General features: G+C 60.0%; 11 protein-coding genes. All 11 read left to right on the forward strand.

Translation table 11 applies throughout. From position 1 onward, the window contains the following. A partial coding sequence (locus tag ACTF58_RS12825) for an acyl-CoA dehydrogenase family protein (protein ID WP_438992361.1) occupies positions 1-965 on the forward strand: 965 nt, incomplete at its 5' end. Further along, complete coding sequence (locus ACTF58_RS12830; protein WP_438992362.1) at positions 965-2488, forward strand: AMP-binding protein; 1524 nt, start codon at positions 965-967, stop codon at positions 2486-2488. The genes ACTF58_RS12825 and ACTF58_RS12830, both read left to right, overlap by 1 nt. Then, a complete protein-coding gene (locus tag ACTF58_RS12835) occupies positions 2485-2985 on the forward strand; it encodes a lysozyme inhibitor LprI family protein (protein ID WP_438992363.1) in 501 nt (166 codons plus the stop codon). Before ACTF58_RS12830 ends, ACTF58_RS12835 begins: the two co-directional genes overlap by 4 nt. A gap of 11 nt (positions 2986-2996) precedes the next feature. Beyond that, positions 2997-4601 carry a carboxyl transferase domain-containing protein gene (locus ACTF58_RS12840; RefSeq protein ID WP_438992364.1) on the forward strand — a complete coding sequence of 535 codons (1605 nt, stop codon included), beginning with the start codon at positions 2997-2999 and terminating at the stop codon, positions 4599-4601. A 3-nt stretch (positions 4602-4604) separates the two neighbouring features. Further along, positions 4605-5063, forward strand: a complete 459-nt coding sequence (locus ACTF58_RS12845; protein ID WP_438992365.1) for a hypothetical protein — start codon at positions 4605-4607, stop codon at positions 5061-5063. Further along, positions 5060-5485: an ASCH domain-containing protein gene (locus ACTF58_RS12850; protein WP_438992366.1), complete on the forward strand. Its 426-nt coding sequence runs from the start codon at positions 5060-5062 to the stop codon at positions 5483-5485. The genes ACTF58_RS12845 and ACTF58_RS12850 overlap by 4 nt, the downstream gene beginning before the upstream one ends. Further along, positions 5478-7427, forward strand: coding sequence for an acetyl/propionyl/methylcrotonyl-CoA carboxylase subunit alpha (locus tag ACTF58_RS12855; RefSeq protein ID WP_438992367.1), 1950 nt, complete (start codon positions 5478-5480; stop codon positions 7425-7427). Before ACTF58_RS12850 ends, ACTF58_RS12855 begins: the two co-directional genes overlap by 8 nt. After that, complete coding sequence (locus ACTF58_RS12860) at positions 7424-8110, forward strand: glutathione S-transferase family protein (protein WP_438992368.1); 687 nt, start codon at positions 7424-7426, stop codon at positions 8108-8110. The genes ACTF58_RS12855 and ACTF58_RS12860 overlap by 4 nt, the downstream gene beginning before the upstream one ends. After that, positions 8107-8973 (forward strand): hydroxymethylglutaryl-CoA lyase, encoded by an 867-nt coding sequence (locus ACTF58_RS12865; RefSeq protein WP_438992369.1) that lies wholly within the window; start codon positions 8107-8109, stop codon positions 8971-8973. Before ACTF58_RS12860 ends, ACTF58_RS12865 begins: the two co-directional genes overlap by 4 nt. Continuing rightward, positions 8966-9748 carry a crotonase/enoyl-CoA hydratase family protein gene (locus tag ACTF58_RS12870; RefSeq protein ID WP_438992370.1) on the forward strand — a complete coding sequence of 261 codons (783 nt, stop codon included), beginning with the start codon at positions 8966-8968 and terminating at the stop codon, positions 9746-9748. Before ACTF58_RS12865 ends, ACTF58_RS12870 begins: the two co-directional genes overlap by 8 nt. Before the next feature lie 236 nt (positions 9749-9984). Beyond that, on the forward strand, positions 9985-10338 hold a 354-nt coding region (locus tag ACTF58_RS12875; RefSeq protein ID WP_438992371.1), incomplete at its 3' end, for an NADH-quinone oxidoreductase subunit A.

Consider the following 10338-nt stretch of genomic DNA (forward strand, 5'->3'; position numbering starts at 1 on the left):
CAGGGATGTCTTATCTGGCCCATGTGATTGCGGTGGAAGAGATCGCCCGCGCCAGCGCTTCGGTCTCGCTCTCTTACGGGGCACATTCCAATCTCTGTGTGAACCAGATCAAGCTCAACGGCACAGAAGAGCAAAAGCAGAAATATCTCCCCAAACTCCTCACAGGCGAAGCGGTCGGGGCTTTGGCGATGTCTGAGCCGAGCGCTGGCTCTGACGTTGTCTCGATGAAACTCAGAGCCGAGAAGCGCAATGACCGCTTTGTGCTCAATGGCTCCAAATACTGGATCACCAACGGCCCTGACGCCGAGACGCTCGTTGTCTATGCCAAGACCGATCCTGACGCGGGGCCAAAAGGCATCACCGCCTTTATCGTCGAGAAGTCGATGAAGGGTTTTTCCACCTCGCCGCATTTTGACAAGCTCGGTATGCGCGGTTCCAATACGGCCGAGCTCGTCTTTGAGGACGTCGAAGTGCCGTTTGAAAACATCCTCGGTGACGAGGGCAAGGGCGTGCGCGTGTTGATGTCGGGGCTTGATTACGAGCGCGTTGTGCTTGCGGGCATCGGCACGGGGATCATGGCCGCCTGTCTGGACGAGGTCATGCCCTATATGGCTGAGCGTAAGCAGTTCGGGCAGCCGATTGGCAATTTCCAGCTGATGCAGGGCAAGATTGCCGATATGTATACCAAGATGAACTCCGCACGGGCCTATGTCTATGAGGCGGCGCGGGCTTGCGACCGTGGTGATATCACCCGTCAGGATGCGGCGGCGTGCTGTCTTTACGCCTCCGAGGAGGCCATGGTTGTGGCCCACCAAGCTGTGCAGGCCTTTGGCGGCGCGGGCTTCCTGTCTGACAACGCCTGCGGGCGGATGTTCCGTGATGCCAAGCTCATGGAGATCGGCGCGGGCACAAGCGAGATCCGCCGGATGCTGATTGGTCGCGAGCTGATGGGGATGTATCTCTGATGCTGCCGCGCGCCGCGACATATGAAGCGCTTCGGGAGGGCTTTGACTGGACGCTTCCCGAGCGGCTCAATATGGCGGCGCAGGTTTTGGCGCAGCCGCGCGATCGGGTGGCGATCATTGATCTCTCCGCCGCGCGGCGGGACATCACCTATGGCGAGCTGTCCGATATGGCGGGGCGCTTGGCGCTCGCGCTGTCAAAGCGGGTCGCGCGCGGCGATCGGGTGGGCGTGCTCTTTTCACAGGACGCGTGGTGTGCGGCGGCGCATATTGCGATCTGGAAGGTCGGGGCGATTTCTGTGCCGCTGTTCAAGCTTTTTGCACGCGATGCTCTGGAGAGCCGTATCGGGGACAGCGGGCTTTCTCTTGTGGTGACGGATGAAGAGGGCGCCGAGATGCTCGGCGGCTTGGCAGAGGCTCTTTTGCCTTATGATCTGCCTGAGGGCGATGTGGAGACGGTCGACACGGGGGCTGAGGAGCCTGCCGTGCTGATCTATACCAGCGGAACCACAGGCAAGCCAAAGGGCGCGCTTCATGCCCACCGTATGCTCACCGGGCATTTGCCAGGGGTCGAGATCAGCCATGACTTTCTCGGCCAGGAGGGCGATGTGATCTGGACGCCTGCGGATTGGGCGTGGATCGGTGGGTTGTTTGACGTTCTGATGCCGGGGTTGGCGCTGGGTGTGCCTGTGGTGGCGGCGCGTTTGGCGAAGTTTACGCCCCAAGAGGCCATGCGGATTTGCCGCGAGGGCGGTGTGCGCAATGTATTCTTTCCGCCCACGGCGCTCAGGATTCTCAAGGCGGCAGATCAGGCCATATCTGGGTTGCGCTCGGTTGCCTCTGGTGGCGAACCGCTTGGGGCCGAAATGCTCCTTTGGGGGCGTGAGGCCTTTGGGGTAAGCATCAACGAGTTTTATGGCCAAACCGAGTGCAATATGTCGGTGTCCTCCTGTGGGGCGTTGTTTGAGCCGATAGGCGGGGCCACGGGCAAGGCTGTGCCCGGGTTTGACGTCGCTGTGATTGACGAAGCTGGCCAAGTGACAGACGGCGAGGGCGATATTGCTGTGCGGCGCGGGGCCGCGAGCATGATGCTTTGCTACTGGAACAAGCCTGAGGCCACGGCAGAGAAGTTTCGCGGCGACTGGCTTGTCACGGGAGACAGGGGTGTGATGGAGAGCGATTTCATTCGCTTTCTGGGTCGTGAGGATGATGTGATCTCCTCGGGGGGCTACCGGATTGGTCCAGCCGAGATCGAAGATTGCTTGATGACGCATCCGAGTGTTGCGACTGTCGGGGTTGTGGGCAAGCCCGATGTGCTGCGACACGAGATTGTGAAGGCTTATGTTGTTTTGAAAGACGGGGCGACGGCCACAGAGAAAGAGCTTCAAACATGGGTCAAGACGCGGCTGGCGCGCTATAGTTACCCGCGCGAAGTTGCGTTTCTACAGGCTTTGCCGATGACGGTGACTGGCAAGGTGATCCGTAAAGAGTTGAAGGCTCTAGCAGCGGCGGAGGAGACACAATGAGAACTATGACTCTGTCTGTGGCGCTGCTGTGTGGTGCAAGTGCGGCGCTGGCGAGTGATGATTTAATTGATCGGGCGCGTGTGATGGCCTGTTATCAAGAGCATATCGAAGCGCGGGATGGCTTGAACTGTATCGGCGCTGCGGCGCAGGCTTGCCAAGACATCCACACCGACCAATTTGAAGGCAGCACGACTTTCGGGATTGCAGCCTGTTTGAGCGCCGAGGCCGAGATCTGGGATGAGGTCTTGAACATCAACTACCGCCTGCGCAAAGCCGAGATGGCGGCGCAGGATACAGAGGACGGTGCGCCACTGATCGGACGGGTTGAGGCTCTGCGCACAGCCCAGCGGGCCTGGATCGCGTTTCGGGATGCGGACTGTATGCGGCTTTACTCGGAATACCAAGGCGGCACCATTCGCACCATTATTGGCGCGAGCTGTCATTTGAATATGACGGCCAAGCGCGCCGTCGACCTTTATCTTGCTTCACCAGAATAGGACGCATGACAATGAAACTGACTTCTCAAGCTCTCCCAAGCAGCGCAGACTTTAAGGCCAATCGCGAGGGGCATCTTGAAGCGCTGCGCGTGGTCAAAGAGGCGGCGGAGGCCGCAGCGCTGGGGGGCGGTGAGCGCTCGCGTGAGCGGCATATGAGCCGTGGCAAGATGCTGCCAAGAGATCGTGTGGCCAATCTCTTGGATGCGGGGTCACCTTTCCTTGAGGTCGGGGCCACGGCGGCGCATGGGATGTATGACAATGCGGCGCCCGCGGCGGGGGTAATTGCCGGGATCGGGATGGTCTCCGGGCAGGAGTGCATGATCGTTTGCAACGATGCCACCGTGAAGGGCGGAACCTATTTCCCTATGACGGTCAAGAAGCATCTGCGCGCCCAAGAGATTGCGCAGGAGAACCGCTTGCCTTGTATCTACTTGGTCGACAGTGGCGGGGCGAACTTGCCCCAGCAGGACGAGGTTTTTCCGGATCGCGACCACTTTGGGCGGATTTTTTACAATCAGGCGCAGATGAGCGCCAAGGGGATACCGCAGATCGCTGTTGTCATGGGATCGTGCACGGCGGGGGGCGCTTATGTGCCTGCGATGTCTGATGTGACCATTATCGTGAAAGAGCAGGGGACGATCTTCCTTGCAGGTCCCCCCTTGGTGAAGGCGGCGACAGGCGAGGTTGTGACTGCCGAAGACTTGGGGGGCGGGGATGTGCACACGCGCCTCTCTGGTGTGGCGGATTACTTGGCCGAGGATGACGCGCACGCGCTGGCACTGGCGCGCCGCGCTGTGAGCCATTTGAACCGTCAGCGGCCCGCGAGTGTGGATTGGCAGACGAGCGAGGAGCCTGCCTATGACCCTGAAGAGATATTTGGTGTGGTCCCAGCGGATTTGCGCACGCCCTATGACATTCGCGAAGTGATTGCGCGCATGGTGGACGGCTCGCGCTTTGACGAGTTCAAGCCGCGTTATGGCGAGACGCTGGTGACGGGCTTTGCCCATGTGAAGGGCTGCCCCGTGGGGATTATCGCCAACAACGGGGTTCTGTTCTCTGAGGCCGCTCAGAAGGGCGCGCATTTTGTCGAGCTGTGCAGCCAGCGCAAAATTCCGCTCGTTTTCTTGCAAAACATCACAGGCTTTATGGTGGGCCGTAAATATGAGAACGAAGGCATTGCCCGCCATGGTGCCAAAATGGTGACCGCTGTGGCGACAACCTCTGTGCCCAAGATCACCATGCTGGTGGGCGGCTCCTTTGGGGCGGGCAACTATGGCATGGCGGGGCGGGCCTATTCGCCAAGGTTCCTGTGGAGCTGGCCGAACTCGCGTATCTCTGTGATGGGGGGCGAGCAGGCGGCTGGCGTTTTGGCCACAGTCAAGCGTGACGGGATCGAGCGCACGGGGGGCACTTGGTCTGCCGAGGAGGAGGCCAAGTTCAAGCAGCCGACGATTGATATGTTTGAAGAGCAGGCGCACCCGCTATACGCCAGCGCGCGGCTTTGGGACGATGGAATCATTGATCCGCGCAAGAGCCGTGATGTTCTGGCGCTGTCGCTGCGCGCGGCTCTGAATGCACCGATTGAGGAGACACGCTTTGGCGTGTTCAGGATGTAAGCCATGAGCGATATGCCTGAGACTGGACAATTTGACTATGGCGCGCGCGATCCTGTGACGGGGGAGCGCTGGGTCTATGTGAGCCGCGAGATGGCGCAAGCGCATCCGAAGGGACGGCTGGGGGCCGTGCTCTACGCAATTGTACTCTACCTTGTCGCTGTGGCGGGGCTGCGCTTTTATGAGTTTATCCAGTTTGGCTATGCCCCGCTTTACTTGCTGTTGTCGGTTGTGCCGATGCTGGGGGCGCTGGGGCTTTACTTTCGGGTGCCCTTTGCGATTGCGCTGATTGTGCTTTTGTTTGCCATATCGGGTTATCAGCTTGTGACGGCCATTGGCAGTTTGAGCGCCTTGGGGCTGGTGCAGCTTTTGGCGTCAGGGGCGATTGCCGTCTACCTTGTCACGAGCGCACGCGCCAATTTGATTTACCGTCACCGCTACCGCAGCTTTAAGGGGCCAGAATGAAAACTCTGCAAGAGATTATCGACGCAAACCCCGAAGCGGAGACCTTTCGCTTTGGGGATAGCAAAAAGCTATGCGACAGCATCCTGGCGCTGATCCGCAGTGGCCAGAAGACAGCCACCTGCGAGGCGCTGCTTGTGTATGGCAAGGGGGGCGATGAGATGCCCGAGGTGGGGCGGCGCGATGTGGCGCTTGAATGGGACGGGCGACCAGCTGTGATGCTTGAAACGGTCGAGGTTACCACCCGCCGCTTTGGCGATATGGACGAAGACTTTGTCGCGGCTCAGGGCGAGTTTCGTGATTTGGAACATTGGCGCAAGAGCTATGAAGCCTACTTTCGCCGCAACGGCGGGTTTGACCCTGAGATGGAGCTGATGTGCGAGCGGTTCCGTGTTGTAGAAGACTTTGGAGGACGTGATGTTTGAGAAGATCCTGATAGCCAACCGTGGCGAGATTGCCTGCCGTGTGATCGAGAGCGCCAAGGCGCTGGGGGTGCGCACTGTTGCGGTTTATTCTGATGCGGACCGTGCAAGCAAGCACGTGGCCTTGGCCGATGAGGCCGTGCATATTGGCGGATCGGCGCCTGCTGAGAGTTATTTGCGCGGCGATCTGCTGATTGCTGTGGCCAAAGAGGCGGGCGCGCAGGCGATCCACCCTGGGTATGGGTTTTTGAGTGAGAACCCCGATTTTGTAGAGGCTGTTGAGGCGGCGGGGCTGGTCTTTATCGGGCCGTCGGCCAGCGCAATCAAGGCCATGGGCCTTAAGGACGCGGCCAAGGCGCTGATGCATGAGGCCGGTGTGCCTGTTGTGCCGGGGTATCATGGCAAGAACCAAGACCCCGAGCATCTTGCCGGCGCGGCGGAGGGGATCGGCTATCCTGTGTTGATCAAGGCCGTGGCGGGTGGCGGCGGCAAGGGGATGCGCCTTGTTGAGACACCAAGCGCCTTTATAGAGGCTTTGGAGAGCGCGAAGGGCGAAGCCAAGACGGCCTTTGGCAACGAAGACGTTCTGATTGAGAAGTTCGTCACCCAGCCGCGTCATATCGAAGTTCAGGTGTTTGGTGATGGCGAAAAAGCCGTGCATCTGTTTGAGCGGGACTGCTCGTTGCAGCGCCGCCACCAGAAAGTCATTGAGGAAGCACCCGCACCGGGGATGACGGCCGAGATGCGCGCCGCTATGGGCGATGCGGCTGTAAAAGCCGCCGAGGCGATTGGCTACAAGGGGGCTGGGACCGTTGAGTTTATCGTTGACGGTTCGCGCGGGCTGCGTGCCGACGGGTTCTGGTTTATGGAGATGAACACGCGGCTTCAGGTCGAGCACCCAGTGACCGAAGCGATCACGGGAGTTGATCTCGTCGAGTGGCAGCTGCGGGTGGCCGCGGGCGAGGGCCTGCCCAAGCGTCAGGACGAGTTGAGCATCACTGGGCACGCCTTTGAGAGCCGTCTTTATGCCGAAGATGTGCCGAAGGGCTTTTTGCCCGCGACAGGCACGCTGGCGCATCTGGCCTTCCCTGAAGGCGCGCGGGCCGACAGTGGCGTGCGCACGGGCGACAGCATCAGCCCCTTTTATGACCCGATGATTGCCAAGATCATCACCCACGGGCCGAGCCGCGCGGTGGCGCTCAAGCGCATGGCGCGGGCGCTGGCGGAGACGCAAGTGGCGGGGACTGTGACCAACCTGAGCTTTCTTGGCGCGCTCTGTGCCCATGCGGGCTTTGCGGCGGGCGATGTGGACACGGGGCTGATTGGCCGCGATCTGGACAGCCTTGTGCAAGCGCCTCAACCCAGCGACGAGACGCGCGCTTTGGCGGCTTTGGTGGCGCTTGGGCTGACGGGCGCGGGCTGGCCGACTGGCTTTCATCTCTGGGCTGCGATGCAGCGGCAGGTGAGACTGAGCTTTGAGGGAGAGGTCTTTGATGTGGTTGTGGAAAGCCTGAGCGCGACGGCGCATGATGTGAGCCTTGGCGACACCCGCATTGAGGCACGCTTTGAGGGCGGGCGTTGGCGGCTTGATGGGCAGCTTGCCCCCGAGGCGATGCTCAAGGATGGCAAGGCCTATGTCTTTGCGCAATATGGCCTATCCTTTGATGTGATTGATCCGCTTGAGCGCGCGGCCTCTGTCGGCGCTGGTGCCGCTCTGATTGAAGCGCCGATGCCTGGGCTTGTGAAGGCTGTCTTCACCCGCGCGGGAGAGCCTGTGAAAGCAGGTGACAGGCTGGCGATTTTGGAAGCCATGAAGATGGAGCACTCGCTTCTGGCGGCGCGTGACGGGATTGTGGCGGAAGTGCTCTGTGAGGCGGGTGCTCAAGTGGAAGCGGGGGCAGCCCTCATTCGGCTGGAAGAGGAAGACGCGGAGGCGGCGGCATGATCACGCTTCATCACGTCCCTCAAAGTCGCTCTATGCGGGTGCTTTGGCTCTTGCACGAGCTGGAAGTGCCAGACTTTCAGGTACAGGTGCATCCGTTTGACCGCGGCTTGCGCTCGCCTGAATTTCTCACGCTCAGCCCTGCGGGGCGGGTGCCTGCGATGGAGATCGAGGGAGAGCGGATGTTTGAGAGCGGCGCGATGATTGAATATCTTTGCGAGCGCTTTCCCGAGCGCAACATGGGCCGCGAGGCGGGCAACCCTGACCGCATGGCATGGCTCACGTGGTTGCATTTTGCCGAGACGGTGACTGTCCATGCGGCGGCGCTGACACAGCAGCATATTATGCTTTATGAGGATTATATGCGCTCGCCTTATATCATGCAGCTTGAGGCCAAGCGGCTGGCCAAGTGTTATGAGGCGATTGAAGCGCGGCTGTCTACGCCTGTTGAGAATCGTGACTATCTGCTGACATCCGGCTTTTCGGCGGTGGATATTGCGGTCGGGCAAGCGGTTTATGTTGGCCGCCATTTCGTCAAGACTGACGGCTACCCTGAGCTTTCGGCTTGGTATGAGCGGATCACCGAGCGCGCAAGTTTTGCGACGACCATGGCTGTTGGCGAGCAGAAGCTCTACACAGAGGCGTTTTATGCGCCCTGGCCCTTGCCTGAGCGGAGCGAGACATGAGCGGATATGTTGAAATTTTTGAGGTCGGCCCGAGGGACGGCTTGCAGAATGAAAAGCGCCAGATCCCGACGCGCGAGAAAATTGCGCTGGTGGATTGTCTGTCTGAGGCGAGCTTCAAGCGGGTCGAGATTGCGAGTTTTGTCAGCCCCAAGTGGGTTCCCCAGATGGCGGACAGCGCGGATGTTTTGGCAGGCATCAGGCGCGTGGAAGGCGTTTCTTATGCGGCGCTCACACCGAATTTGCGCGGCTTTGAGGGCGCATTGACCGCTAAGGCGGACGAGATCGCCATCTTTGGTTCGGCTTCTGAGGGCTTTTCCAAGGCCAATATCAACGCAACCGTTGCCGAGAGTCTGGAGCGCTTTGCGCCCGTGGCCGAGGCGGCCAAGGCAGCGGGGCTGCCGATGCGCGGGTATATCTCTTGCGTGACGGATTGCCCCTATGACGGGGCGACAGCGCCTGAAGATGTGGCACGTGTTGCCAAGGCGCTGCGCGCGATGGGCTGTTATGAGATCAGCCTTGGCGACACAATCGGGCAGGCACGCCCCGAGAGCATTGATGCGATGCTGGCGGCGGTGCTGGAGGAGATCCCTGCGCGTGAGCTTGCGGGGCATTACCACGACACGAGCGGGCGGGCCTTGGCAAATATTGAGGCCAGCCTTGCGCGCGGTGTCAGAGTGTTTGACGCGGCGGTGGGCGGTCTTGGCGGCTGTCCCTATGCGCCCGGTGCTGCGGGCAATGTGGCGACCGAAGCTGTGCATGACAGGCTTGTGGCGCTTGGATATGAAACGGGGCTGGACCGCGCGGTCCTGATCCGTGCCGCAGATATGGCGCGCGCGATGCGCAAGGAGCAGGGCGATGTATAACACGATCGAGATTGAAACCGATGCACGCGGTGTGGCCACGCTTTGGCTGGCGCGTGAGGATAAACACAATGCGCTGAGCGCCGAGATGATCCGCGAGTTGACTGCGGCGGTGCAAGCGCTTGGCGCAGATGACGCGGTGCGCGTGGTCGTGCTGGCGGCGCGCGGCAAGAGCTTTTGCGCCGGCGGCGATCTGCGCTGGATGCAAGACCAGATGGCGGCGGATGCTCAGACGCGGCGTGAGGGAGCACGCGAGCTTGCGATGATGCTGAATGCGCTCAATCTATTGCCCAAGCCTTTGATTGCGCGTGTTCAGGGCAATGCCTTCGGCGGTGGAATCGGGATGATGTCTGTGGCGGATGTTGCGCTTGGCGTGCCTGAGGCAAAGTTTGGCCTGACCGAAGTGAAGCTTGGCCTGATCCCGGCCACGATCAGCCCTTATGTGCTGGCGCGGATGGGGGAGGACAAGGCGCGGCGGGTGTTTATGTCGGCAAGGCTCTTCGCGGCAGAGGAGGCGCGTGCGCTCAATTTGCTGGCGCGTGTTGTGGAGGCAGAAGCACTCGACGCGGCCGTGGAATCGGAAGTCCTCCCGTATCTGGCGGCCGCGCCGAAAGCTGTGGCTGCGTCAAAAGCGCTCGCGCGCAGCCTCGGAGCTGCGATTACGCCCGAAATCATCGAGGCGACAATTGATCGTCTGGTTGAGACCTGGGAAGGGGATGAGGCGCGCGACGGTATCGCTGCGTTTTTTGAAAAGCGCCGCGCACCTTGGACGCTTTGAGTGTGAAAGGCTAAATTTACCCAAGCTTTAATCTGGCTCAGGTGAGCAGAGTCTGGCCCTTTGGACTTCGGGAGGCTGGGAGGCGAGGGCGCTATACGTGGGTTTCCTGATCTACATATAGATTTTAGTGAATGTAATGCACTGTCGGTTGACCCTGCCATGGGGCAGGAGTAAACCCATTTGCAATGAAAAGCTGCCACACCTATGCGCGAATGTGCGCATGAAAGGAGCCTCACGTGGAAGAGATGCTGCGGGAATATCTCCCTATTCTGATCTTACTTGTTATTGCCATCGGCTTGGGCCTTGTTTTGATCCTTGCTGCCCTCATTCTTGCGGTGCGCAACCCCGACCCTGAAAAGGTCAGCGCATATGAATGCGGGTTCAACGCTTTTGATGATGCGCGGATGAAATTTGATGTGCGGTTTTACCTCGTGTCGATTCTCTTCATCATTTTTGACTTGGAAATCGCGATGCTGTTCCCTTGGGCTGTGGCCTTCAAGGACATTAGCATGGTGGGTTTCTGGTCTATGATGGTTTTCCTCGGTGTGCTGACTGCTGGCTTTGCTTATGAATGGAAGAAGGGGGCGCTC

The sequence above is a fragment of the Lentibacter sp. genome, from assembly GCF_965657785.1.
GTDB lineage: Bacteria > Pseudomonadota > Alphaproteobacteria > Rhodobacterales > Rhodobacteraceae > Lentibacter.

Bases quoted from the DNA above. Each gene is read 5' to 3' on its own strand.
- ACTF58_RS12870 (WP_438992370.1), top strand. From the start codon at position 8,966: ATGTATAACACGATCGAGATTGAAACCGATGCACGCGGTGTGGCCACG.
- ACTF58_RS12850 (WP_438992366.1), top strand. From the start codon at position 5,060: ATGAAAACTCTGCAAGAGATTATCGACGCAAACCCCGAAGCGGAGACC.
- ACTF58_RS12835 (WP_438992363.1), top strand. From the start codon at position 2,485: ATGAGAACTATGACTCTGTCTGTGGCGCTGCTGTGTGGTGCAAGTGCG.
- ACTF58_RS12855 (WP_438992367.1), top strand. From the start codon at position 5,478: ATGTTTGAGAAGATCCTGATAGCCAACCGTGGCGAGATTGCCTGCCGT.
- ACTF58_RS12830 (WP_438992362.1), top strand. From the start codon at position 965: ATGCTGCCGCGCGCCGCGACATATGAAGCGCTTCGGGAGGGCTTTGAC.
- ACTF58_RS12865 (WP_438992369.1), top strand. From the start codon at position 8,107: ATGAGCGGATATGTTGAAATTTTTGAGGTCGGCCCGAGGGACGGCTTG.
- ACTF58_RS12845 (WP_438992365.1), top strand. From the start codon at position 4,605: ATGAGCGATATGCCTGAGACTGGACAATTTGACTATGGCGCGCGCGAT.
- ACTF58_RS12860 (WP_438992368.1), top strand. From the start codon at position 7,424: ATGATCACGCTTCATCACGTCCCTCAAAGTCGCTCTATGCGGGTGCTT.
- ACTF58_RS12840 (WP_438992364.1), top strand. From the start codon at position 2,997: ATGAAACTGACTTCTCAAGCTCTCCCAAGCAGCGCAGACTTTAAGGCC.